Source organism: Bifidobacterium sp. JNUCC 75 (assembly GCF_054819865.1).
Genome location: NZ_JBTHIF010000001.1, coordinates 807,660 through 832,295, shown reverse-complemented (window position 1 = coordinate 832,295; position 24,636 = coordinate 807,660). Strand labels below are relative to the sequence as shown.

Genomic DNA, 24,636 nt, shown 5'->3' with positions numbered 1-24,636 from the left:
AATAAGGAGTGATCATGGCAGAAATGACCATTGATCCCGCCGTGGTGCGCAAGGCGCTCGACCAGTTCGTCGAGTCCTACAAGCCGACGGACACCCCCACCCAGGAGGTGGGCTACGTCCGTACGGCCGGTGACGGCATTGCGCACGTGGAGGGACTGCCTGGTTGCATGGCCAACGAGCTGCTGACCTTCGAGGACGGCACGCTGGGTCTGGCCTTCAACCTGGACGCCCGAGAGATCGGCGTGGTCATCCTGGGCGACTTCGCAGGTGTCGAAGAGGGTCAGGAAGTCCACAGGACCGGTGAGGTGCTTTCAGTACCCGTCGGTGACGGCTATCTGGGGCGTACGGTCAACCCTCTGGGCGAGCCCATCGACGGCCTGGGCGAAATCAAAAGCGAGGGCCGCAGAATCCTGGAGGCTCAAGCCCCCGACGTCATGCACCGGCATCCCGTCGACGAGCCTCTGGCCACCGGTATCAAGGCCATCGACGCCATGACTCCAATCGGCCGCGGTCAGCGTCAGCTGATTATCGGCGACCGGCAGACCGGCAAGACGGCCATCGCCATCGACACCATCATCAACCAGAAGCGCAACTGGGAGTCCGGAGACCCCAAGAAGCAGGTGCGGTGCATCTATGTGGCCATCGGCCAGAAGGGCACCACCATTGCAGCGGTCCGTTCCTCTCTGGAAGAGGCCGGCGCCATGGAGTACACCACCATCGTGGCCTCCCCGGCTTCCGACTCTGCAGGCTTCAAGTACATAGCCCCCTACACCGGTTCGGCCATCGGCCAGCACTGGATGTACAACGGTAAGCACGTCCTGATCGTCTTTGACGATCTGAGCAAGCAGGCCGAGGCCTATCGGTCCATCTCCCTGCTGCTGCGTCGTCCGCCGGGGCGTGAGGCTTACCCTGGTGATGTCTTCTACCTGCATTCGCGTCTGCTGGAGCGCTGCGCCAAGCTCTCCGATGACCTGGGCGGCGGATCCATGACCGGTCTGCCCATCATCGAGACCAAGGCCAACGATGTTTCGGCCTACATTCCGACCAACGTGATCTCCATCACCGACGGCCAGATCTTCCTGCAGTCCGATCTGTTCAACGCCAACCAGCGTCCCGCCGTGGACGTGGGCATCTCGGTCTCCCGCGTGGGCGGTGCCGCACAGACCAAGGCTCTGAAGAAGGTCTCCTCGACACTGAAGATCTCCCTGGCCCAGTACCGCTCTCTGCAGTCCTTCGCCATGTTCGCCTCGGATCTGGACGCGGCCTCCAAGGCCCAGCTGACCCGCGGCGCCAGGCTGACCGAGCTGCTCAAGCAGCCTCAGTTCACGCCCTACTCCATGGAGAAGCAGGTCGTCTCGGTCTGGGTGGGGACCCATGGCAAGCTGGATGATTTGGACCTGGAGGACGTGTTGCCCTTCGAGTCCGGGCTCCTGGACTACCTGGACCACAACACCGACATCCTCAAGACCATCCGCGATACGGAGGACTTCACCGACGATACCGAAAAGGCCCTGGACAAGGCCGTGGACGAGTTCGCCAAGACCTTCGTGACCCACAAGGGCCAGACCCTGGACGGCCACAAGGCCGATCAGGATCAGGAGCAGCCGGTGGCCGTCCAGCAGGAGAAGCTGGTGGCCGACGGCAAGAGCGGCAGCAAGGCCGGGAAGCGGTAGACCATGGCCTCACAACTCGCATTCAAGTCAAGGATCGCCTCCACTTCGGCATTGGAGAAGATCTTCAATGCCCAGGAGATGATAGCCTCCTCGCATATCGCCAAGGCCAGGACCGTGGCCATGGAAGCGAAGCCTTACTCCGATGCGATCTTCGATGCAGTCCAGGCCCTGGTGGCCCACACGGACGACATCCGCCATCCCATTGTCAGGAAGGACGAGAAGAACCCGCGCGTGGCTGTGCTGGCTCTGACGGCCGATCGCGGCATGGCCGGGGCCTATACCTCCTCGGTCATCCGAGAGACGGAATCTCTGCTGGCTCGACTGGACCAGCAGGGTCGACAGCCCCAGCTCTTCGTCTATGGTCGTCGCGGCGTCTCTTACTACCGCTACCGCAACCGCAGCATCGCCAAGACCTGGGAGGGCAACAGCGATCGGCCCGGTGTGGATGTGGCCAGGGAGATCTCCCAGGCACTGCTGGAAACCTATATGACTCCAGCGGCCAAGGGCGGCGTCTCCGAGCTCTACATCGTCTTCACTGAATTCATCAACATGGTGGTGCAGGAGGTTCGGGTGCTGCGCATGTTGCCCTTGGAGCTGATCAGGCCTGACCAGGAGCAGCCTGAGGAGGCCATTGATGCCCCGGTGCCGGACGACGAGCATGGGCATCAGGGCGACCGCTATGCGGCCCTCTACGACTTCGAGCCCAGCGCCCAGGAGGTCCTGGATGCCGTTCTGCCCAAGTACATTCAGTCGCGCATCCATGAATGCCTGCTCACCTCGGCCGCCTCGGAGACCGCCAGCAGACAGAACGCCATGCACACCGCCACTGATAATGCCAAGGGGCTGATCGACGACCTGACCCGCAAGCTCAATGCCACCCGTCAGGCGGCCATCACGCAGGAACTTACCGAGATCGTCGGCAGCGCCGATGCGCTCAACAAAGAGGAAGAGTAGGAACGCCAATGGTTGCACAGCAAGAACAGCCGACCACAGCGAGCCACAAGCCGGATTCGGCCTCCAAGGGGCGCGTCACCCGAGTCCAGGGTTCGGTCATCGATGTGGAGTTCCCGGCAGGTCATCTGCCGGACATCTACAATGCCCTGACCGTGAATCTGAGCAAGTCTTCGGACACCGAGGGCGAGTCACTGACCACCATCATGCTGGAGGTGGAGCAGCACTTGGGCGATTCCACGGTTCGCACCGTGGCCTTGAAGCCCACCGACGGCCTGGTCCGCGGCGCCACCGTCACCGACACGGGCGGGCCCATCACGGTGCCCGTGGGTGACGTGACCAAAGGGCACGTCTTCGATGTGGCGGGCAATATCCTCAACAAGAAGGAGGGTGAGCAGATCAAGGTCACCGAGCGGTGGCCAATCCATCGCAATCCACCTGCCTTCGATCAGCTGGAGTCCAAGACCCAGATGTTCGAAACCGGCATCAAGGTCATCGACCTGCTGACTCCCTACGTGGAGGGTGGCAAGATCGGCCTGTTCGGCGGCGCAGGCGTGGGCAAGACCGTGCTCATCCAGGAGATGATTCAGCGAGTGGCGCAGAACCACGGCGGTGTCTCCGTCTTCGCAGGCGTCGGCGAGCGTACCCGTGAGGGCAACGATCTGATCGGCGAAATGGACGATGCCGGCGTGCTGGAGAAGACCGCACTGGTCTTCGGACAGATGGATGAGCCTCCGGGGACCCGTCTGCGCGTGCCTCTGACCGCCCTGACCATGTCGGAGTACTTCCGCGACGTGGAGAATCAGGATGTGCTGCTCTTCATCGACAACATCTTCCGGTTCACCCAGGCCGGCTCCGAGGTCTCCACCCTGCTGGGCCGCATGCCTTCGGCCGTGGGCTACCAGCCCAATCTGGCCGACGAGATGGGTGCCCTGCAGGAGAGGATTACCTCCACTCGTGGTCATTCGATCACCTCCCTGCAGGCCATCTACGTGCCGGCCGATGATTACACCGACCCGGCCCCGGCCACCACTTTCGCCCACTTGGACGCCACCACCGAGCTCAGCCGTGACATCGCCTCCCAGGGCATCTACCCGGCTGTGGACCCGCTGGCATCCACCTCCAGGATTCTGGACCCGCGCTATGTGGGACAGGCCCACTACGACTGCGCCAACCGGGTCAAGGCCATTCTGCAGAGGAACAAGGAGCTTCAGGACATCATCGCTCTGATCGGCATCGACGAGCTGGGCGAGGAAGACAAGACCACCGTCAACCGCGCCCGCAAGATCGAGCAGTTCCTGGGCCAGAACTTCTATGTGGCCGAAAAGTTCACCGGCCGCAAGGGTTCCTACGTGCCTGCGGACGAGACCATCGAGGCCTTCACCCGGATCTGTGACGGCGCCTACGACGACGTGCCCGAGCAGGCATTCTCCGGCATCGGCGGCATCGACGACCTCGAACACAAGTGGCACGATATGCAGAAGGAATACCGGTAGTCATGGCGGACACGGGCAAGGCCTCCATGCAGGTCAACATCGTCTCGGCGGACAGGCCCATCTGGTCGGGCCAGGCGCGGTCGGTCACCGTGCCCGGCACCCAGGGGTCCATGGGCATCATGCCTGACCACGAGCCGGTGCTGGCCCTGCTGCAGGAGGGCAACATCCGGGTTCAGGCCACCGATGGCGGTCGTCTGTCCTTCCATGTGGACAGCGGATTCGCCTCCTTCGACAGCAACAAGCTGACTGTGGCCGTGGACCATTACCTGGAGGACGCTGATCAGGGCCAAAAGTCCTGACTTTCTCTCTCTCTTCCGCCTGGCTGGTGCACTTGCATCGGCCGGGCTTTTCTTTTCCGCCCGGAGCAGCGACTGATATATTGGCATCTGTGCGAATCATTGTTGCCGACTGCTCCGCCGAATATTCCGGGCGTCTCAATGCCAGCCTGCCGCCGGCCAGACGCGTCCTGTTGATCAAGGCCGACATGAGCTGTCTGATCTTTTCGGAACTGGGCTCCTACAAGCCACTGAACTGGATGTGCGCCCCCTGTACCATCAGGGAAATCGAACCCGAAGAGGCAAGCCAGGACGGCGTGAGCGTCAAGTCTGGTTCCGTGGCTGGAACCGGTCCGGATGAGGTAGCTGAAGCCGCCGCGCCCGATGCGCTGATTGCCCAGGAGCAGGATCAGGACCAGTCTCGGCATGTACGCAAGGTTTTGCGCGTTTCGGCTGTCAAATCCAGCGATGTGCTCACCATCAGGCTCTACCAGGTATATGCCGACGACAGCTACGACCTGGGAGAGGATCCGGGATTGGTCAAGGATGGCGTGGAAGCGCATCTGCAGCGGTATCTGGCCGAACAGATCGACCGCATCGGCCCAGGAGCCACTCTGGTGCGCCGGGAGTATCCCACGCCCATCGGCCCGGTGGACATCATGGCCGTCGACGGCCAGGGGCGGCATGTGGCCATTGAGATCAAGCGGCACGGCGGCATTGACGGGGTTGAGCAGCTGACCCGCTACTGCCGCCTGCTCAACCGCGACCCTCTGCTGGCCCCTGTCCGCGGGATCTTCGCGGCCCAGACCATTACCCCCCAGGCCAGGGTCCTTGCTGAGGACAGGGGATTCGAATGCCTGATTCTGGACTACGAGGCCATGAAGGGCGCCGATAGCGACGAACTGACCCTCTTCTGAGGCAGTTTTTGCGTTTCATATAGTCAATATGTCATGCAGCTCACATAGATTCCGCCTGGCTCTGCAAGGGCAGAAAAGCTACTAGATATTGGGGTTTGCGGACTGACACGCTACTACAGGTGGTATTGTGCTCGCGCCTTGGATTGTGTAGAGTGCAATCAACAGGTTCCGAGCAGAGGGCTATATAGCTCGGAATATCGCGGCTACATTTAAGGGAGATGCGATTATGTCCATCACGGTCTACACCAAGGCGCACTGTCCCCAGTGTGATGCCACCAAGCGTCAGCTGACCAAGCAGGGGCTGGAGTTCGAGCAGGTGGATTTGACCGAGGATCAGACCTTGATTGACCAGTTCATCGCCCAGGGATTCAAGCAGACCCCTATCGTAGTCACTGACCAGGAGACGTGGAGCGGGTATCGCCCCGATCTGATCAGGAAGATAGCACAGAGCGCCAAGGTCTTTGCCTGATCAAAGCACTCGGAGCCCGGTTCACGAATATGTGGACCGGGCTTTTTTGATAGTTTGGCGAGCAGTCGGGGCAGTGAAAATCACCTTGTATGCCTACTTGGTTAGTAGGTGTTGGGTAGGCGAGTAATTGGCTGATTATTGTTCTGCAAGTGCTTAATGAGTTGGCCTTGTTTGATTTGGCACTGTTCGGTTGATAGGTATTGCAATGGCAGAGCGATCATCTGTCGTCTGTGGAGTGTACCGGTCGATCAGCCTTTGCGGGCTAAGGCCATCTCATTCCTGCCGTTCGGCTGCGGCATGGATACGAATCACGGTTCAGGTTGCTGTGAGAGCGGATGATAACGCGGTATCCGGTATTCGTATATCGAAAAGCAAAGGAAAACGGTTCGTCTTCTCTAGGATTGGCGACTATATGCCGCAGTCGGCGGGAAGCGAGCGGAAAGCAGTGAAGAGGAGACGATGAACAGGACTCAAGCGAGTAGGGAGGTGAGGGCATGAATTGGACTTTTATGGCGCAGAATCTGCACTTCTTCGTCAATGCAGCCTATGTCACGGTCTTCATCTCCTTCTTTGGCGTGGTGTTTTCCATGCTGATCGGGCTGGTCTGCGCCGGGCTGGAGGTCTTCAGGGTCCCTCTGCTCTCGCAGGTGGCCAGGATATACATCGAACTGTCGAGAAACACCCCGCTCCTGGTTCAGCTCTACTTCCTCTACTTCGGGTTGCCCAAGCTCGGGGTCAATTGGAGCGCCCAGACCTGCGCCATAGTCGGGCTGGCCTTCCTGGGCGGCTCCTATATGGCCGAAGCCATGCGTGGGGGACTGGAGGCGGTGCCTCGAGTGCAGATCGAGTCAGCCCGCGTTCTGGGATTCACCCGAGGCCAGACCCTGTCCAGGATCGTGCTGCCTCAGGCCTTGAGCAGCGCCATACCGGGAGTGGTGGCCAACATCATCTTCCTGATCAAGGAATCATCGGTGGTCTCGGCCATCGCTTTGGCCGATGTCATGTATGTCACCAAGGATCTGATGGGTACCTCATACGACACCTACGAGTCGTTGACCCTGCTTATCGTCACCTATCTGGTCATACTGCTGCCTATCTCCGTCATCGGAACAATTCTTGAGCGGAGGTTCGACTATGCACGGCGTTGAGGTGCTCTTCCAGCCAGGGGTCATGCCCAGGCTCTTCCAGGGGCTCTGGGTGACCGTTTGGATAGCCGGCGTCTCGGTTCTACTCTCCCTGCCCTTGGGGTTGGTGGTCGGATGGCTGATGACCCTGCGCAACCCCCTGATTCGCTTCCTGATGAGGGTCTATCTGGACTTCATCCGCATCATGCCCCAGCTGGCCCTGCTCTTCATCGCCTTCTATGGGCTGTCCAGGGCATGGAACCTGAATCTTGACGCCACCGGTGCCTGCCTGCTGGTCTTTGTGCTTTGGGGCGGGGCCGAGCTGGGCGATCTGGTCCGCGGGGCCCTGGAGTCCATTCCCCGTACCCAGGTGGAGTCGGCCTACGTGCTGGGACTGGGGTCCTGGCAGACCTTCTCTAGGATCATCCTTCCGCAGGCCCTGCGCCGACTGTTGCCGGCAAGTGTCAACCTGGCCACCAGGATCGTCAAGACCACCTCTCTGGCTGCCCTGCTGGGCGTCATTGAGGTCATCAAGGTCGGCCAGCAGATCATCGATGCCAACCGATTCGCTTATCCTCAAGCGACCTTGTGGATTTACGGGGTGATCTTCTTCATGTATTTCTTTATCTGCTGGCCCCTGTCTCTGGCAGCCCGGCATCTGGAAAAGAGGTGGGCCCATGACTGAGGGGCAAACGACGGCGAACCAGCCACAGGATGACCAGGAGGAACGGGCGGTGCTGACCGTGGAGCATCTGGTCAAGCAGTATCCGCAGGCGCAGAGCCCTGTGCTCAATGACATCTCATTCCAGGTGCTCAAGGGGAAGGTCTTTGTTGTCCTGGGCCCCTCAGGCTCAGGCAAGTCCACCCTGTTGCGCACCATAGCCGGACTGGAGCCCATACAGGGCGGCCGCATCATTCTGGACGATCAGGTGGTGGAGACCGGCCACCCCCTGGGCAAGCGCAGCGGAGGTCCTGGCGGCCTTATGTCGGGCAGTCGCAGCTCCGACTTGCGTACCAGGATCGGCATGGTCTTCCAGAGCTACGATCTTTTTCCCAATAGGACCGTTCTGGATAACGTGACCTTGGCGCCCGTCTTGGTCCAGAAGCGCAAGCGGGACCAGGCACGTCAGGAGGCTCTGGAATTGCTGGACCGGGTAGGTCTGGCCGACCGCCGGGATGCCTGGCCCAGCCAGCTTTCGGGCGGCCAGCGGCAGAGGGTGGCCATCTGCCGGGCGCTGATTCTCCATCCCGAGATCATGCTCTTCGATGAGGTGACGGCTGCTCTGGATCCGGAGATGGTACGCGAGGTCCTCCAGGTCATTCTGGAACTGGCCGACCAGGGGCTGACCATGATGATCGTCACCCACGAGATGGCTTTCGCCAGGGGTATCGCCGACCACATCGTCCTCCTGGATGGAGGCTCACTGGTTGAACAGTCCGACGATCCGGAGGCCTTCTTCACTCACCCGGCCAGTGACCGGGCGCAACGCTTCCTGTCTACCTTCACCTATGAGCGCAGGCGGGATCAGGACCAGGATCAGGAGTCTTGATGAGGACTTCGCATATTCGTCCGGTGGTATTCGCCGGAACCGCCTCCAGGGGCGGCCATTGGAAAGATAAGAGGAAAAGAGGGATCATGACCGCAAGGGTAGTGAACCGATTGATACGGGCGACGCTGGCCACGGGGGCGACGATCGCGATGATGGCTTCCATGGCGGCCTGCGGCCCTTCGGCGGCCGCCCCCAGTGACGCTGGAAGCGGCTCAGCAAGCAGCTCCGGCTCCTCGGCAGCATCCGGGTCTGCACGCACCCCGGAGCAGATCACCAAGTCCGGAAAACTCAAGGTGGCGGTCTTCACTGACAAGGCCCCCTTCGGCTACGTGGATAAGGACGGCAAGAACCAGGGCTACGATGTGGTCCTGGCCGAGCGCCTGGCCAAGGATCTGGGCGTCAAACCCGAATACACCTCGGTGGACCCGGCCGCCCGTGTGGATGTGCTGTCCAGCAACAAGGTGGACGTGGTTCTGGCCAACTTCACCGTCACCGATGATCGCGCTCGCAAGGTGGACTTCGCCAAGCCTTATATGAAGGTCTTCCTGGGCGTGGTCTCCCCGGATTCGGCGCCGATTAAAGATGTCAAGGAGTTGAACGGCAAGACTCTGATCATCGCCAAGGGGACCACGGCTGAGCCCTACTTCGAGCAGCACTACCCGGAAGTCAAGCTGCAGAAGTACGACCAGTACGCCGATGCCTACAACGCTCTGCTGGACCACCGTGGCGACGCCATGAGTACGGACAACACCGAGGTGCTGGCCTGGGCCAAGGCCAACAAGGGCTTCTCGGTGGGCATCACCAAGCTTGGGGATGAGGCTGTCATCGCCCCGGCCGTGCGCAAGGGGAACAAGCCTTTGCTGGACTACATCAACAAAGAGCTGGTCAAACTGGGCCAGGAGCGGTTCTTCCATGAGGACTACCGCAAGACTCTGGAGCCGGTCTATGGAAGTGAGGCCAACCCCGACGAGATTGTGGTCGAGGGCGGCAAGGACTGACCTGGCCGTTTGGCTTATGACAGGGCCCGCACCCATCCTAATGCGACTGGATGGGTGCGGGCCCTGTCATCTGACTCGATGGATTGCCGAATCAGTAGGCGGCAAGGATGTCAACCACAAAGATCAGGGTTGAATTGGCCGGGATGCTTTGCTGTTTCTGGCTGCCGTAGCCCAGGTCGGGCGGAATGACCAGAAGAACCTGAGAGCCCACGGTCTGGCCTGCCAGACCCTGCTGCCAGCCCTTGACCACTTGGTCCAGGCTGAAATCGCTGGGCTGTCCCCGGTCCCAGGAGGAGTCGAACTGCTTGCCGTTGGAGGCCAGCCAGCCGGTGTAGTTGGCGCTGACGCTCTGATGCTGGCCGACCTTGGCCCCCTTGCCCTTGATCAGGGGCTGGACGACCAATCCTGCCTCGGGCTTGTATCCGTTGAGATCCAGGGAGGGCTTGCCCTTGTCGTCCAGGCTGATCTTGGGCAGGTCGCTGGGCAGATCGGTCACCTTCTGTCCCTGGGCGCGGGTCAGGTTCTTGGACCGGGAGACGAAGGTCAGGGCCATGATATAGGAGTCGGTCGCCTGGCTGCTGCCGGAGCCTGACTCATCGATGCCCACGGCCACGGTGGAGTTGACCTTGAGGCCCTTGAAGGTGTCGTAGTATGCCGGGATGGATTTCTTGCTGATGACGATCGAGCACTCCGGACTGCTCTTGTCCCAGGTGGAGTTGAGCACCTTGCCGGTCTTGGCATCCAGGGCCAGGCTCCTTGTGCATACACGATCCCCGTCGCGGATGACCTCGCCGTTGCCCTCCTGGATGACCTGATGAGCCTGGTTCTCGACCTTGAAGGGGGTCTTGAAACTGATGTCGGGCTTGCTGCCAAGTTTGCCATTGGCTGATACGCCCTGCATGGTGTCGCCCGCGTGCGCGTCCCCGTCAGATTTCCCGCTGCAGGCTGACAGCCCAAGACATAGGGCCAGAGCCGTCATGGCGCCCAGCAGACGCTTGCTGCCTGATTTCCTTGCGATGATGGTCATAGAAGAACAGTTTAGGGCTTATGGGTGATTTCCCTGTGCTTGGAACCAGATCATAGGGAGCCGACGGTAGAATGTCGATAATATGGAGCGAGTATCCGAGGAAAAAGATGAGATGACGCGGCCTGAAAAGCCATCGCGTCATAGCACGATCATGCGCGGCATCGTCACCCCCATCTTCGGACTGCTGGCTGTAACGGCCATTGTGCTGGGTATTTTCAACGCCACGGTCTGGAAGCCTTCGGCTCATGTGGATGCGCATGCGCGTACGAAGGCAGCCTATGTGGTGACCGATCCAGGCGTGCTTCCCCTGGTGGACAGCAAAGTGACCATGCGAGTGGATGTAACATCGAATGGAACTGCCGCGTCCGCAGATTCGAATTCACAGAAGCCTACCGTCTGTATGGCCCTGACCACGGCCAAGGATGCAGCTGGTTGGACGGCCGGGCAAGATGTGGCACGTGTGAGAGGTTTGGATGATTGGCACACCCTGTCCGTCGGCAGGGACACCAGCCCCGGCAAGGCCGTCAAAAGTAATCAGGGCGTGGCTTTTCAGGATTCGGACATGTGGAAACAGGTCACCTGCTCCGACAACGACGTGTCCATGTCCCTGAAGACCGACGATCCGCAGGCCGTCCTGCTGGTGGCGGTTCCTCAGGGTTCCCATTCCCTGGGTCTGGAAATGCTCTGGCAGCGGGACAGGCTGCCCAACTTCGCCATGCCCTTCTATTTTGCCGGCGGGCTGCTGGCCCTGCTGGCCGTTCTTTCAGCAACAGTCTTCGCCATGGATCCGGTCAAGCGCCGCAAGCAGACCGAACCTGAACAAGAGGCTGAAGAGACTCCCGAGGTCAGTGTGGCTCAGGCCCTGGGCAGCGCCATTCTGCCTGGTCTCGGAAATCGGCATAGCTCGGTTTCAGGCCGACGCCTGCGTCACGCTCGCGGACAGGCGCGGCAGGGGGATCCAGGACCCCCGCCCAGGCCACCCGTGGTGATTGATCCGCGCAATCGGAACCTGGTCGCTGACCAACAGGAGGATGGCGACGGCCCTACCGTCAGCGGCGACCGAGGAGCCGATGATATGTCGGCCACCAGGGTCATCAGCAGCCAGGAGATGGCCTCCTACCTGGCCAGGCTTGCCCACGAGGGGGAGGAGGAGCGCCAATGAGTATGAACAAACCGATGAACAGGGTAGGGGTTGCAGCGGCGCTGGCCTTGTCCCTGGGCCTTCTGCCGGGGCTGTCCGCCTGCGAGGGGCAGGTTCCCCAGGCCAGCCGAACCGAGCCTCAGAGCACTGCAACCACTGCTCCTGCGCCCAACCTGACCCCGGCCCAGGAGGCCCGCATCCGCAAGAGCATCGGGGCTGTTCTGGACCGGGCCAATGAGGCCAAGGATCCGGCCGGGCTGGACCAGCGAGTCAGCGGTCCCCAGCTGGAGATCCGCACCAGCGAGCTGACCATAGCCAAGGCCACCGGGCAGCTGGATCCCAAGACGGCCATCCCTACCACCATCGCCCAGACGGTCATTCCCGGCGATCCGGGCTGGCCGCGCTCAGTCTTCTCGATTACCACCACCACGCAGGATCAGCAGTCCAAGCGCCTCTTGGTTCTGGACCAGGAGTCCGCCCATGAGAACTATAAGCTCTGGGGTGTGGCACGGCTCTTCCAAGGAGCCCAGCTGCCCAAGTTCCCGGTAGCCACCATCGGCGCCAGGATGGGTCAGGGCGACGATCAGGGTCTCAAGGCTACGCCGGTGGAGGCGGTGCGCCGCTATGCCGACCTCCTGCAGAACCCCCAGGGCAGCAAGTATGCCAAGGAGTTCGCCCAGGATGACTTCCGCAACTCTCTGGGTACGCTGACTCAGGTGGTTCAGCAGGGAATCGAAGCCAACAAGGGCAGCCAGTCGCAGACCTTCACCCCGGCACAGGGGCAGCTGCGGGTCATGCACTCTTCCGATGGGGGCGACCTGGTCGTGGCCCGGATTGATTCGGTCTGGACCAGGCAGGCGGGTGAGGGCCGCGAGTCCTCGCCCGCCTCGGATGCCGAGAAGGCCCTCTTTGGACAGGGCAAGCCCACCAGCACTATGAAGGTCACCTATGTCAACGTGATCGCCCTCTACGTGCCCTCGGCGGATTCGCACGAGCCCATCAGGGCCGTGGGCGCCGAGCGCGAGCCCATCAAGGTGGAAGCGGTCTGAACGGCGGGATTGCGCTAGGTGAAAGCCCGGACTTTAGACTAGATTGGCTTCCAGGAGTTTGCATTCGAGGGCGGACCGAAGCTGCAGTCGGCGGCCGCCAGGTTAAGGAGGACTGACATGGCGAACAAAAACGGGCAGGGGCAGCCGGGCGTCTCGCTGGCAGGAGCAGTCGACCTGGGCGCGCTCAAGCACCAGGTTGATGCCGAGCCAGGCCAGCAGGGAGGGGCGCCCGCTGCCGGCGGCTACGTTATCGATACAACCGAGGCCAGTTTCCAGGCCATGGTTCAGACCTCTGCCACCTTCCCCATTCTGATTCTGCTCTGGGTGCCCACCGATGACCGCCTCTTCCCCCTGGCCACACGCCTGGCCCAGGCCGTCAACGCCCTGGAGGGGCGCATTCAGCTCTCCCGTATCGACATCGCGACCAATCCGCAGATCGCCCAGACCTTCCAGGTGCAGGATGCCCCGGCCCTCTTTGCCCTGTTGGCCGGCAGGCCCATGCCCATCCTGCAAGGATTGCCCACCGATGAGGAGATGAACCAGATCACCGATCAGCTCATCCCACAGGTGGTCCAGATGGCGCAGAAGACCGGTATCACTGGCAGCGCCCCCTACCAGGAGACCAACGACCAGGGGCAGGACGAGCAGGTTGGACAAGCAGCGGCTGATGCCATCCCTCCTGCCCATCAGGAGGCCCACCGACTGGCCCAAGAGGGCGACTATGCAGCTGCAGCCGAGGCTTATGACAAGCTGGTTCAGGCCGACTCGACCGACGACCTGGCCAAGCGTGAACAGGCCAAGTGCCTGCTGATGGCCCGGTCGGCCCAGGCCGATGTCCGTAAGGTCCGTCAGGCGGCTGCAGATGCCCCTGACGACCTGCAGGCCCAGTTGGATGTGGCCGATGTGGACATGATCGGCGGCCAGATCCAGGATGCCTTTGATCGCCTGCTGGACTTTCTGGCCGGGCACCGGGATCAGACCGATCCCATCCGTCGCCGTCTGCTGGAGTACTTCGTTATTCCTGAACCGACCGATCCTCGGCTGGCCAAGGCCCGTCGCCGTTTGTCCACGCTGATGTACTGATTTAGGTTGCCGCGTACCGGCCTGAACCGGTCCTGGGTCAGGACTCGCGGTTCCCGTCGAAGTTGGTCAGGAAGCGCGGTCCGCTGGCCTTCAACTCTCGGTCGAAGTCGGTCGCCCAGTCGCCAAATGGGTGGTCAGCCAGACCGTCATTGGAGAACCGCGGGTCGTCGGTGATCTCCGTGGCGCAGAAGTCGGGGATGGTCAGGTCGGTCACCGGGCCGGTCCGCTCCACTTCGGCCACCACCAGGGGAGCGTTGCCGTCTCCGAAGACATCCAGGTTCCACCAGTCCTCGTCCAGCCAGACCCCATACCGGTTCTTGACGATGGGAATGCCGCCGCGCAGAATCAGTTCCAGGGCGATTCCCGGATCGATGGCCCTTTCGGCCTCGTAGCGGGTGCCGCCGACGGAGGGCCCCTTGGCTGTCATTGAGGCAGCGTCGAAGTGGTCGCCTTCCTCAAGCAGAGTGTGGAGGGCATCGGTCCGGGCCGTCATGGGTACCACTGGATCCACCTGGCCCTGCAGACGCACACGAAGGGCAAAGTTGTCCTCATGCACGTAGTAGCTCTGCACGATCAGGGTCGGTCGGCTCTCCCTGAGCAGCTCCCGAGGAAGGTTCCGGCAGAAGAATCTGCGTTCGAACTCGAAATCGTCCTCGTCCTCATCCATGGCCATGCTTCCCATGGTACGGTAGGCCGGTTGCTGCCACCATTTGCTGTCCACAGCCCGTTTCATGGTCCAGGTATGTGAAGGCCGCTTGTGATGGCCGGGTGAAGGAACTACAGTGTAAATTATCCCGAGAGAAGATCATCCGGGAATGTTGGCGGCTTCGCGCCACCGCATGAGGATGCAATGGCGCAACCGGGGCGGTGGCACGAGGCCTTGCCATCACGATACCTATGAAACGCCCGGAATCTTGCGGCAACACGCCGAGAGTGGCTGGAGCCGGACCGACACGTCAGGACGCGCATGGGTGCGAAAATGCGCAAAGTGTCCTAGTATGGTCTCTGTTGTCCACTGGAAGGTGGCTGTCGGGTTCGTAGCTCAGCGGATAGAGCGTCTGTCTCCGGAACAGAAGGTCGAGGGTTCGAATCCCTTCGAGCCCACCAGGATGAAATCCCTGCGGCAAGGAAGATCGCGGGGGGTTTCTTTATACGATTCCCGTCTGTCATCGTGCACAGGATCATGATTATGGCACTCGCTGGATGAAACAAGCGCACGCTATGCGTCACGATATGTGTGGTGAATCACTAAGCTTTTGAGGAACATGGCCCTTGGCCCGCTCGTGTCTTCCTTCTCAGGTGCCATAGTGAAAGGGTAAGACCGAACGTCGGGGAGGACTGACGTTTCCGCGTTGTGGCGGAGCATCCTTTCCCCGGTGAAGCAAAGGAGTTCACATGGCCAATCGAATCAATGCAGGGGATGCTGTCCTTCACGTCCTGGAGCAGTGGGGGGTGCCGCGCATCTATGGCCTGCCCGGCGGTTCCTTCGACTCTATGATGAACGCCATCCACAACGAACGCGAGCGCATCGACTTCATCCAGGTCCGTCATGAGGAGGCCGGAGCCCTGGCTGCCGCCGGCGAGGCCAAGCTGACTGGCCGGATTGGTGTCTGCTTCGGCTCGTCTGGCCCTGGTGCGGTCCACCTGCTCAACGGCCTCTACGATGCCCGTGAGGACGGCGTGCCGGTGCTGGCCCTGGTGGGTGAGGTGCCCCAGGCTTTTATGAACATGGACTTCTTCCAGGCCATGGACGAGGTGCCTATCTTTACCGATGTGGCCGTATTCGCCCGGGCCGCCACCAACGCTCAGGGGTTGCCGGCCCTGGTGGATGAGGCCATCCGCCGCGCCTATGCCAGCCACGGGGTCTCCGTGGTCATCATTCCCAAGGATCTGGCTTGGGCCGAGATTAACGACCGCCCGGTGGCATCTGCGCCTAATTTCCGCAAGCCGGAGCCGCTGAAGCCCGCGGCCGACCAGGTCAGCAAGGCAGTTGAAATCATTCAGTCCGCCAAGGCCCCGCTGCTCTACTTCGGCCAAGGCGCTGCCGGGGCCCGCGATGAACTGGTCGCCATGTCCGAGCGTTTCAAGATGCCCATGGTTTCCACATTCCCGGCCAAGGGGATCGTAGAGGACACCTATCCTGCCTACCTGCAGTCGGCCGGCCGTGTGGCCACCAAGACCGCCACGGAGGCCATCTACACTTCGGATCTGACGGTCTGGGTGGGTTCGGACAACCCCTTCGGGTCCATGTTCGTCACTCCCAACACCAAGGTCATCCAGATCGACCTGAACCCTGTCAAGCTGGGCAAGCGCTTCCAGGCCAACGTGGTCCTGGCCATCCAGGCCGATGCCCGCGAGGCCCTCAAGGCGATAACCGCCGCCGGCCAGGACCAGAAGGAATCCGTCTTCTACAGGGCCTGCCTGCGCAGCAAAGAGAACTGGGACAAGTGGCTGGCCTCCTTTAACGAAGACACCCGCACGCCCCTGAGGCCCGAGCCCGTCTACCACATCATCGATGAGCAGCTTGAGGACAATGACATTGTCATCCCCGACGTGGGTAATGTGGACATCGACTTCCTGCGTCTGCTGCACCTGAAGCCCACCAACCGCTGGACTGTCTCCGGCAAGCACGCCACCATGGGCTATGCCGTGCCGGCCGCCTTGGCTGCCAAGCTGGAGCATCCGGAATCGACCGTCTACTCCCTGAGCGGCGACGGCGGATTCGCCATGCTCGGCGAGGAGGTGCTGGCCCAGCTCAAGTACCATGCCCCGGTCATCAACGTGGTCTTCTCCAACCAATCCTTGGGCTACATCGAGGCCGAGCAGCGCGATGACAGCCATCAGCCTCTGAGCGGAGTGGACCTGCCCGATACCGACTGGGCCAAGGTCGGCGAGGGCATGGGTGCCTTGGGCTTCACTGTGCGCACGGTGGCCGATGCGCGCCACGCCTTCTCCGAGGCCCGCAAGGCTGACAGGTCTTCGGTCATCGACATCAAGCTGACAGGAGCCAGCCCTCTGGACACCCGCTACATGCGGTTCCCGGAGACCTGCTCGGATCCGGACCAGGTCGAGAAATTCGTCAAGACCTACGAGGCCGGCGACCTGCGCTCCCTGGCCTACTGGATGGGTCAGGAGGCTCGCAAGGGCTGAGACTGGTACCGCTTCTGCCGGGCGGGCACTCCTATAGTGGACGGTGTCCGCCCGGGGCTTCGGCCCGACATGGGTGCGGCGGACCTGAAGAAAGGACGGACTCATGGAAGATGGACCGGAAGAGATCGGCACGCCATATGCGCCTCAGGCTTTGGGGGCTTACAGTCAGGCTGTGAAGGCCGGGGGCTTTGTCTTTGTCTCCGGACAGCTGGGCATCGACCCGGACACCGGCGAGCTGGTGGAGGGTACTGCTGCTGACCAGGCTACCCAGGCTCTGAAGAACGTCAAGAACATCTTGGATGCAGCCGGCACCGGCATGGAAAAGGTGGTCAAAGCCACCATCCTTATGCGGCGTGTGGAGGATTTCACCGAGGTGGATCAGGCCTACTCCCAGGTTTTCATCGGCTCGGTGCGGCCGGCCCGCGTGGCGTTCGGTGGCGCGGACATCCCCAAGGGGGCCCTGGTCGAGATCGAGGTCGTGGCCCTGGCCTGAGACAGGTCGGTTGCTGGTCCCCGCCGTCGCTAGACTTGAGGGCATGAGTCCTGAAGCACTTGCCCGTATCATCTCTTCGACCGCCGTCCAGATGGCCCAGTCGGGCCGCCTGGGAAACCTGGAGCCCGACATGGTTCCTGATGCCGACCATCTGGCGGTTATGCGTCCCAAGGACCGCTCCCACGGGGACTGGTCCACCAACATCGCCATGCAGCTGGCCAAGAAGGCTGGCATGAGGCCTGCCGAATTGGGGCAGGCCTTGGCTGAGGCCCTACGAGAGGCCGATGGGATCGCCCAGGTGGATGTGGCCGGGCCCGGCTTCATCAACATAACCTTGGATTCGGCCTCGGCGGCTGCTGTGGTTGATGCGGTCCTGGATGCGGGATCCGCCTTCGGAAGCAACGATCATCTGAGCGGACGCACGCTCAATTTGGAATTCGTCTCGGCAAACCCTACGGGCCCCATCCATATCGGCGGCACACGCTGGGCGGCTGTGGGCGACTCCATGGCCCGGGTCCTGGAGGCCAACGGCGCCAAGGTGGTCAGGGAGTACTACTTCAATGATCACGGCACGCAGATCGACCGCTTCTCCCGCTCGCTGGTGGCGGCGGCCCACGGCGAGCCCGTGCCTGCTGACGGCTACAAGGGTTCGTATATTGACGAGATTGCCTCGCGGGTAGTCAAGGAAGCCGCCGACCAGGGGCAGGACATCCTGGCTATGCCCAGGGTGCAGGACGAGGACGGCGCCGAAGGTGACAGCCCCCAGCGCGAGGCCTTCCGCACCCGGGCCGTGCCCATGATGTTCGCCGAGATCCAGCAGTCCATGCGTGACTTCCGGGTCAACTTCGATGTCTGGTTCCATGAGAACAGCCTGTATGAGTCCGGCCAGGTGGACCGGGCCATTGATGAGCTGCGGGCCAAGGGCGACATCTTCGAGAAGGACGGGGCTACTTGGTTCCGCTCCACCACCTACGGCGACGACAAGGACCGGGTGATCATCAAGTCCGACGGCCACGCAGCCTATGTGGCGGCCGACATCGCCTACTATCTGAACAAGCGACGCAGGCCCAAGGATCCCTGCGACGAGGCCATCTACATGCTGGGCGCCGACCATCACGGCTACATCGGCCGGATGATGGCCATCTGCGCAGCCTTCGGGGACACCCCAGGTGTGAACATGCAGATCCTGATCGGCCAGATGGTCAACGTCATCAAGGACGGTCAGGCCGTGCGCATGAGCAAACGGGCAGGCAACGTGGTCACCATTGACGATCTGGTGGATGCCGTGGGTGTGGATGCCGCCCGGTATTCCCTGGCCCGCACTGACTACAACCAGAGCGTGGACATCGACCTGGACCTGCTGGCTTCGCACACCAACGACAACCCTGTCTACTACGTGCAGTACGCGCACGCCCGCTCCAGGAATGTGGATCGAAACGCAGCCCAGGCGGGCATCGACCGGTCCGGCGCCGACCTGTCCCTGTTGGACACCGCTGCCGACAACGATGTTCTGGGCGTCCTGGCCCTCTATCCCAATGTGGTTCAGACTGCAGGCGACCAGAAGGCTCCCCATCGGGTGGCCCACTACCTGGAGCAGCTGGCTGGGGTCTATCACCGCTGGTACAACCTGGAGCGCGTGGTGCCCATGGAACCCACCGGCCGTAAAGATCTGGACCAGGACGAGGACAGGAATCCACAGCCAGCCCGTGCGTCGGCACGTCTGCGGCTCAATGACGCTGTGCAGCAGGTCATCGCCAATGGTCTGGAGCTGCTGGGCGTCCAGGCCCCGGACCGTATGTAAGCCTGAAGGTCACCGGGAGGTCGTTGATGGAGACAGGGATGTGCGGGTTGGGGTCCGATGGGTTCTGGCCCGAGGCTCTGCAGCAGGACCATGAGGGCATGCTGAGCATGCACGGGTGCTCTATGGAAGATCTGGCCAAGCGTTACGGCACCCCCATGTATCTGATGGACACCGCGATGATGGCGGAACGGGCCTCGGCCTTCCGCCAGGCGGCTCTGCGAGACCTGGGCGGTGCGACCACCAGGGTCAGTTACGCGGGCAAGGCCTTCCTTAGCAAGGAGACCGTGCGGATCATGCTGCGCCAGGGGTTGGATATTGATACCTGCTCCCTGGGCGAGATGCTGATTGCTCAGGCTGCCGGCGCCCCTGGCCGCCGTCTGGTCCTGCACGGCAACAACAAGTCCGACCAGGAGATCGACCTGGCTGTGAGGGAGGGCTATAGGGCCATCGTTATCGATGCGCCCGACGAGCCTGCCCGAATCGCCGCTGCTGCAAGGGCACAGGGCCGTCGCGCCAAGGTCATGCTCCGGGTGACCGTGGGGGTGCACGCCGGCGGTCACGAGTACATTTCCACCGCACACGAGGATCAGAAGTTTGGCATCCCCCTGCTGCCCCAGGGCACCGACGTGAGTCTGCTGGACCTGGGCGCTGAGCCTGGGTCCTCAGGGCAGGCTGGGGCAGCGACTCCGGCGGCCACGAAGAATGACAGCTCTTCGGCTCCTGGTGATTCTGTGGTCTCCCCGTCGTCTTCGGCACTGTATTCGGTTGCCAACGAGCCTGCTGAACCTGCCGATCCTGCCCGGATCAAAGCCATGTCCGCTCTAGCCGACGGACCGGCTATCGCCCTGCTCAAGGAGATTCGTTCCTATGAGCGGGAACTGGAGCTGGTGGGCATCCATACCCATATCGGCTCTCAGATCCATGACTCTTCGGCCTTCATCGAGGCCGCCCGGCGCATGATGCTCCTGCGGCATACCTTCTGGGCCACCGACGGATACCTGATGCCTGAGGTTGATCTGGGGGGCGGCTTCTCCGTGCCCTACACTCCAGATGAGGATCGGATGGACCTGGACGAGACCCTGACCAGCCTGGGGGCTGACATGGCCGCCATCAACCGCCGCTTGGGCATGCCCATGCCGGTCATCGCCTTCGAGCCCGGCCGCTGGATCGTGGCCCCATGTGGCATGAGCCTGTACCGGGTGGGCACCGTCAAGCCCGTTCCCCTGTCTGACGGAAGCGTGCGCACCTACGTTTCGGTTGACGGCGGCATGAGTGACAACATTCGTCCGGCCCTGTATGGAGCCGAGTACACCGCTGTCCTTGCCAACCGACATGGCAGCGTGGACCGGATCCAGGCCCGTGTGGTGGGCAAGCACTGTGAATCGGGGGATATCCTGGTGCAGGATGTGCCTCTGCCCGCGGATATTCGCCGTGGTGACCTGATTTTGGTACCGGTGACCGGCGCCTACGGACGGACCATGGCCAGTAACTACAACCAGGCTTTGATTCCCCCTGTGGTGGGCCTGGACCAGTCTGGTGCCCAGCTGATGCTACGGCGGCAGACCATGGATGATCTGCTGGCCTTGGACCAGGGATGAGACTCGCCCTCGGATGGAACCAGCCGCTGGGGTAGGGGTGTCGGATTGGCTTTCTAAGATGGAGCAACACCCGGAGACAGGCCCCGTTGGGGCGGATGGAGGACCATATGCCTGAACGCATGCAGCAGCAGGAGGCCGTCAGGCCCATCCGCGTAGCACTTCTGGGGGCTGGGACCGTGGGCTCACAGACTGCCCGCCTCCTGGTGGAGCAGAGCCAGGATCTGGCCAGTCGAGTGGGCCGTCCCCTGCAGCTGGTAGGTATCGCCGTCCTCCATCCTGACAAGGTCAAGGCTGATTGGATTGATCCGTCCCTGCTGACCACAGACTCAGCCGACTTAGTCACTAAGGCGGACATCGTCATCGAACTGATCGGCGGGATCGAGCCGGCCCGCACCCTGCTGCTCAAGGCCATCGAGTCCGGCGCCAGTGTGGTCACCGCCAACAAGGCCTTGCTGGCCCAGCACGGCCCTGAGCTCTACCGGGCCGCCGAAGAACGGGGCGTCGACATCTACTTCGAAGCGGCTGTGGGCGGAGCCATCCCCATCGTGCGGCCCCTGCGCGAGTCCTTGGTGGGCGACGGCATCACCAGTCTGGTAGGCATCGTCAACGGGACCACCAATTACATTCTGGATGAGATGACCACCAAGGGTCTTCAATTCGACCAGGCCCTGCGCGATGCCCAGGCCAAGGGCTTCGCTGAGGCGGACCCCACTGCCGATGTGGACGGGCTGGATGCGGCCGCCAAGGCCGCCATTATGGCTACGCTGGCCTTCCACACCGATGTGCGCCTGGATGATGTCCCTGTGGAGGGCATCCGCGCCATCACCGCCGATGATATTGCGGCCGCACAGACCGAGCACAGGGTCATCAAGCTTCTGGCTGTGGCTGAACGCGGGGAGCAGGGCATCTCCGCCCGGGTTTACCCGGCGCTGATCCCCGACAGCCACCCTCTGGCCTCGGTCCATGGCAGCTTCAACGCGGTCTTCGTCACCGCCAAGGCCGCCGACGATCTCATGTTCTACGGTCGGGGTGCCGGCGGAGCGCCCACAGCATCAGCCGTTGTGGGGGACGTGGTCACCGAGGCACGCCACATCGTCCAGCATGGCATGGGTCCGGGAATCCCCATGTACGCCAACATCCCCATGGCTCCGCTGGATGCATCCCGGGCCGCCTTTGCTGTCCGCTTTCTGATCCACGACAAGCCTGGCGTGCTGGCGGCCATTGCCCAGGTCTTCTCCGAGGCGGGCATTTCCATCAACGGAGTCAACCAGGACATCAAGCCCACCCTGCATGACCCGGGCTACAGCGGCGAGATCCAGCAGTTGCGCGTGGTCACCCATCTATGCGACGAGGTGACCCTGCGGCAGGTGGTCAAGCGGATCTCCACCTTCGACTCGGTCACCGGTCAGGCCTCCATCCTGCGCGTATTCGATCGGCAGGCCCAGTGATGACCGCAGTCACAGAGGGCCCATCCACTGTCCGGGTGCGTGTGCCAGCCACCAGCGCCAACCTGGGTTCGGGTTTCGATGCAGTCGGTCTGGCGCTGAACTACCATGACGAGATCGTCTTCACCCGTTCCGTTGACCCGGGCGACACCACCGCCTATGTCGTCATCAAAGGCGAGGGAGAGCGGACCCTGCCCCGAGACGAGACCCACCTGGTTGTTTCCGCATTCCGGCGGGCCTGCCAGGTCTTTGGACTGCCACGGTTCGGCTTCATCATGAGAGCCGTCAATCGTATCCCCCAGGCCAGGGGGTTGGGATCCAGCGCTGAGGCCATCGTGGCCGGGATTGCGGCTGCTGCTGCCTTCGCCCACGCCGGTCCCCTGCGCCGTGATGCCGTATTTGCACTGGCCGCCCAGATCGAGGGGCATCCCGACAACGTGGCGCCTGCCGTTTACGGGGGACTGACCGTCTCCTATGATTTGGCCACTGGCGAGGGGGTGGGTTCCCTGCCCATAGCCGGGGGCGCGCCCTTGGAAGGCGGCTACCACACCCTGCGCTACAAGGTGGACCCGGCCATCAAGGCCACGGTTTTCGTTCCCGGCGCCCATCTGTCCACACAGAAGGCCCGACAGGCCCTGCCCAACAGGGTGCCTTATGCGGATGCTGTCCACAACCTTTCTCGGGCGGCCCTGATTCCCGGCGCGCTGAACCCAGGGTCACTGGATGACCTGGGGACCGAGACGATCGGGCAGGCTGCCGAAGCTAACTCCTTGCTCTTTGTAGCTACCCAGGATCGACTCCATCAGCCATACCGGGCCGGGCTCATGCCGTCCTCCACCAAGCTCCTGCAGCTCCTGCGTCGTCAGGGCTATGCGGCGGCCGTCTCAGGGGCTGGACCCTGCATTATCGTCCTGCACTACGGGGATGCCGAAAATGAGCTGCGGACCCTTGCCAGGGACTATCTGGATTCCGGTCGCTGGCGGATCCTGTCCTTGGACGTGGACTGCCAGGGGGTCCAGGTGGAACGGGACCAGGAAGGCAATCGTGAACACTGAAGACAGGCATATCCCGCTGATCCTGGCATCATCCTCTCCATCCAGGCGGCGGCTTCTGGTCCAGGCCGGCATTGACCCCATCATTCGACCCTCAAAGGTCGATGAGCCGGCTGTGCTTGCGGAACGGGCCCGTAAACTGGGTTGTCGCCTGGATGACCTGGATGTGTGCGAACGGGTCAGTGTCTTGGCTGAGGCCAAGGCTTCGGCTGTCCAAGCGACCTTGGATGCCGTCAAGGATGCCGAAAGACGATCCCGGGGCGATCTGGTTACGTTCAGGCCTCTGAGCCAGGGTGATTCAGGTGCATCCTCCCGGGATCCCATGAGCCGGGTCATTGGGGCCTGGGGCGGGATGATCGGCGCCGGGCGCGGGCCCCTCCTGTTGGGGTGTGACTCGCTGTTCAGCATGGACGGGGCTGTCATGGGCAAGCCTCACAAGCCAGAACATGCTATGGAGCGGTTGATGGCCATGCGCGGCCAAACAGGTACCCTGGTCACCGGTCATTGTCTGATCGATCTGGCCACCGGACGAAAGGTCCGGGCGGTCAGCAGTGCTCAAGTGACCTTCGGAGACTATGACCGGGCATCCATGCAGGCCTATGTAGCCACAGGCGAACCCCTTGAGGTGGCTGGATCCTTCACCTTGGAGGGATTGGGCAGCGCCTTCATCCAGGGCATCGAGGGTGATCCCAGTGGAGTGATGGGATTGAGTATGCCCACCCTACGCGCCCTGGCCCAGGAGCTGGGCGTCTCCTGGCCTGACCTGTGGGCCGAACGAGTCATGCCCGAGCGGCAGCAGACTGATGGATCGATGCATGGCCCTGAGGGACTGGTCGCTCCCGTGGAGAACGTCCATCAGCCCGGCGACGGGTGGGTGGACTGCGCCTGCGGCAAGCGACACTGGGGGCTCAACGGGGCTGCCGGCGTTTTGCTGGCCCGGCGTGATGCCCGCACGGGCGCGCCGGTCAGTGTGCTTTTGCAGCACCGGGCACGCTGGAGCGCCGAGGGCGGCACCTGGGGTGTGCCGGGCGGCGCCATCTCCGACGGGGAAAATCCCTTGGAGGGCGGCCTGCGCGAGAGCTATGAGGAAGCCAACATCCGCCCGGAGGACATTCAGGTGGTGGGCTCCTACCTGGAGGACCACGGCCCCTGGGGTTACACGACCATACTGGCCTTCGAGCGTTCCGGCCACCAAGTCGATCCCCGCATGAATGACGATGAGAGCATTGCCCTGGAATGGGTGGACCTGGACAAGGTCGCGGACCTGCCCCTTCTGAAGGCCTTCGGACAGGACTGGCCGCACTTCAGGCAACGCTTGGAGGTTCTGGCAGCCGAAGGCTGAGT

The 24,636-nt window shown here is 62.3% G+C and carries 22 protein-coding genes and 1 tRNA gene; 21 read left to right on the top strand and 2 right to left on the bottom strand.

Annotation, left to right across the window (positions count from 1 at the left end; translation table 11 throughout):
• The first annotated feature begins 14 nt into the window (after window positions 1-14).
• The 10 genes from atpA (at window position 15) to ACVWNW_RS03490 (ending at window position 9,453) form a co-directional block, all read left to right on the top strand.
• Window positions 15-1,673, top strand: a complete 1,659-nt coding sequence (gene atpA / locus ACVWNW_RS03535) for a F0F1 ATP synthase subunit alpha (RefSeq protein ID WP_198208090.1) — start codon at window positions 15-17, stop codon at window positions 1,671-1,673.
• 3 nt (window positions 1,674-1,676) lie between these two features.
• A complete protein-coding gene (locus ACVWNW_RS03530) occupies window positions 1,677-2,627 on the top strand; it encodes a F0F1 ATP synthase subunit gamma (RefSeq protein WP_110425816.1) in 951 nt (316 codons plus the stop codon).
• An 8-nt stretch (window positions 2,628-2,635) separates the two neighbouring features.
• Window positions 2,636-4,120, top strand: coding sequence for a F0F1 ATP synthase subunit beta (atpD, locus tag ACVWNW_RS03525; RefSeq protein WP_110425815.1), 1,485 nt, complete (start codon window positions 2,636-2,638; stop codon window positions 4,118-4,120).
• Window positions 4,121-4,122: 2 nt separating this feature from the next.
• Window positions 4,123-4,419, top strand: coding sequence for a F0F1 ATP synthase subunit epsilon (locus ACVWNW_RS03520; RefSeq protein WP_454483071.1), 297 nt, complete (start codon window positions 4,123-4,125; stop codon window positions 4,417-4,419).
• An 89-nt stretch (window positions 4,420-4,508) separates the two neighbouring features.
• Entirely contained in the window at window positions 4,509-5,312 is an 804-nt protein-coding gene (nucS, locus tag ACVWNW_RS03515) for an endonuclease NucS (RefSeq protein ID WP_121912961.1), read from the top strand.
• A gap of 226 nt (window positions 5,313-5,538) precedes the next feature.
• Window positions 5,539-5,781 carry a glutaredoxin-like protein NrdH gene (gene nrdH / locus ACVWNW_RS03510; RefSeq protein WP_046323381.1) on the top strand — a complete coding sequence of 81 codons (243 nt, stop codon included), beginning with the start codon at window positions 5,539-5,541 and terminating at the stop codon, window positions 5,779-5,781.
• Window positions 5,782-6,275: 494 nt separating this feature from the next.
• On the top strand, window positions 6,276-6,929 hold the full coding sequence (locus ACVWNW_RS03505) for an amino acid ABC transporter permease (RefSeq protein ID WP_046323380.1): 654 nt from the start codon (window positions 6,276-6,278) through the stop codon (window positions 6,927-6,929).
• The gene (locus ACVWNW_RS03500; RefSeq protein WP_121912962.1) at window positions 6,916-7,590 is read left to right on the top strand and encodes an amino acid ABC transporter permease; all 675 of its coding nucleotides are present in this window, start codon (window positions 6,916-6,918) and stop codon (window positions 7,588-7,590) included. Before ACVWNW_RS03505 ends, ACVWNW_RS03500 begins: the two co-directional genes overlap by 14 nt.
• Window positions 7,583-8,455, top strand: a complete 873-nt coding sequence (locus tag ACVWNW_RS03495; protein WP_454483068.1) for an amino acid ABC transporter ATP-binding protein — start codon at window positions 7,583-7,585, stop codon at window positions 8,453-8,455. The genes ACVWNW_RS03500 and ACVWNW_RS03495 overlap by 8 nt, the downstream gene beginning before the upstream one ends.
• An 86-nt stretch (window positions 8,456-8,541) precedes the next feature.
• A complete protein-coding gene (locus tag ACVWNW_RS03490) occupies window positions 8,542-9,453 on the top strand; it encodes a cysteine ABC transporter substrate-binding protein (RefSeq protein WP_046323377.1) in 912 nt (303 codons plus the stop codon).
• A 91-nt stretch (window positions 9,454-9,544) separates the two neighbouring features.
• Here the strand turns inward: ACVWNW_RS03490 and ACVWNW_RS03485 are convergent, their stop codons facing one another.
• Window positions 9,545-10,480, bottom strand: coding sequence for an FKBP-type peptidyl-prolyl cis-trans isomerase (locus ACVWNW_RS03485; RefSeq protein WP_454483066.1), 936 nt, complete (start codon window positions 10,478-10,480; stop codon window positions 9,545-9,547).
• A gap of 82 nt (window positions 10,481-10,562) precedes the next feature.
• Here ACVWNW_RS03485 and ACVWNW_RS03480 point away from each other — a divergent pair, with 82 nt between their 5' ends.
• From ACVWNW_RS03480 to ACVWNW_RS03470, 3 genes are all read left to right on the top strand, one after another.
• Window positions 10,563-11,642: a hypothetical protein gene (locus ACVWNW_RS03480; RefSeq protein ID WP_461196316.1), complete on the top strand. Its 1,080-nt coding sequence runs from the start codon at window positions 10,563-10,565 to the stop codon at window positions 11,640-11,642.
• A 2-nt stretch (window positions 11,643-11,644) separates the two neighbouring features.
• Entirely contained in the window at window positions 11,645-12,670 is a 1,026-nt protein-coding gene (locus tag ACVWNW_RS03475) for a hypothetical protein (RefSeq protein ID WP_046323375.1), read from the top strand.
• A 117-nt stretch (window positions 12,671-12,787) separates the two neighbouring features.
• Window positions 12,788-13,753, top strand: a complete 966-nt coding sequence (locus ACVWNW_RS03470; RefSeq protein WP_046323374.1) for a co-chaperone YbbN — start codon at window positions 12,788-12,790, stop codon at window positions 13,751-13,753.
• A gap of 37 nt (window positions 13,754-13,790) precedes the next feature.
• Here the strand turns inward: ACVWNW_RS03470 and ACVWNW_RS03465 are convergent, their stop codons facing one another.
• Window positions 13,791-14,420 carry a CYTH domain-containing protein gene (locus tag ACVWNW_RS03465; RefSeq protein WP_046323900.1) on the bottom strand — a complete coding sequence of 210 codons (630 nt, stop codon included), beginning with the start codon at window positions 14,418-14,420 and terminating at the stop codon, window positions 13,791-13,793.
• A gap of 364 nt (window positions 14,421-14,784) precedes the next feature.
• Between ACVWNW_RS03465 and ACVWNW_RS03460 the strand changes: the two genes are divergently transcribed.
• From ACVWNW_RS03460 to ACVWNW_RS03425, 8 genes are all read left to right on the top strand, one after another.
• Window positions 14,785-14,860, top strand: a tRNA-Arg gene (locus ACVWNW_RS03460).
• Window positions 14,861-15,148: 288 nt separating this feature from the next.
• Window positions 15,149-16,903, top strand: a complete 1,755-nt coding sequence (gene spxB, locus ACVWNW_RS03455; protein WP_454483062.1) for a pyruvate oxidase — start codon at window positions 15,149-15,151, stop codon at window positions 16,901-16,903.
• 103 nt (window positions 16,904-17,006) lie between these two features.
• Window positions 17,007-17,396, top strand: coding sequence for a Rid family detoxifying hydrolase (locus tag ACVWNW_RS03450; protein WP_046323372.1), 390 nt, complete (start codon window positions 17,007-17,009; stop codon window positions 17,394-17,396).
• A gap of 43 nt (window positions 17,397-17,439) precedes the next feature.
• Entirely contained in the window at window positions 17,440-19,197 is a 1,758-nt protein-coding gene (gene argS, locus ACVWNW_RS03445; RefSeq protein WP_454483059.1) for an arginine--tRNA ligase, read from the top strand.
• 26 nt (window positions 19,198-19,223) lie between these two features.
• Window positions 19,224-20,795, top strand: coding sequence for a diaminopimelate decarboxylase family protein (locus tag ACVWNW_RS03440; protein ID WP_454483057.1), 1,572 nt, complete (start codon window positions 19,224-19,226; stop codon window positions 20,793-20,795).
• Between the two features lie 107 nt (window positions 20,796-20,902).
• A complete protein-coding gene (locus ACVWNW_RS03435; RefSeq protein ID WP_454483055.1) occupies window positions 20,903-22,243 on the top strand; it encodes a homoserine dehydrogenase in 1,341 nt (446 codons plus the stop codon).
• Window positions 22,243-23,295 (top strand): homoserine kinase, encoded by a 1,053-nt coding sequence (gene thrB / locus ACVWNW_RS03430; RefSeq protein ID WP_454483053.1) that lies wholly within the window; start codon window positions 22,243-22,245, stop codon window positions 23,293-23,295. Before ACVWNW_RS03435 ends, thrB begins: the two co-directional genes overlap by 1 nt.
• Window positions 23,285-24,634, top strand: a complete 1,350-nt coding sequence (locus tag ACVWNW_RS03425) for a Maf family nucleotide pyrophosphatase (protein ID WP_454483051.1) — start codon at window positions 23,285-23,287, stop codon at window positions 24,632-24,634. Before thrB ends, ACVWNW_RS03425 begins: the two co-directional genes overlap by 11 nt.
• Window positions 24,635-24,636 lie beyond the last annotated feature (2 nt).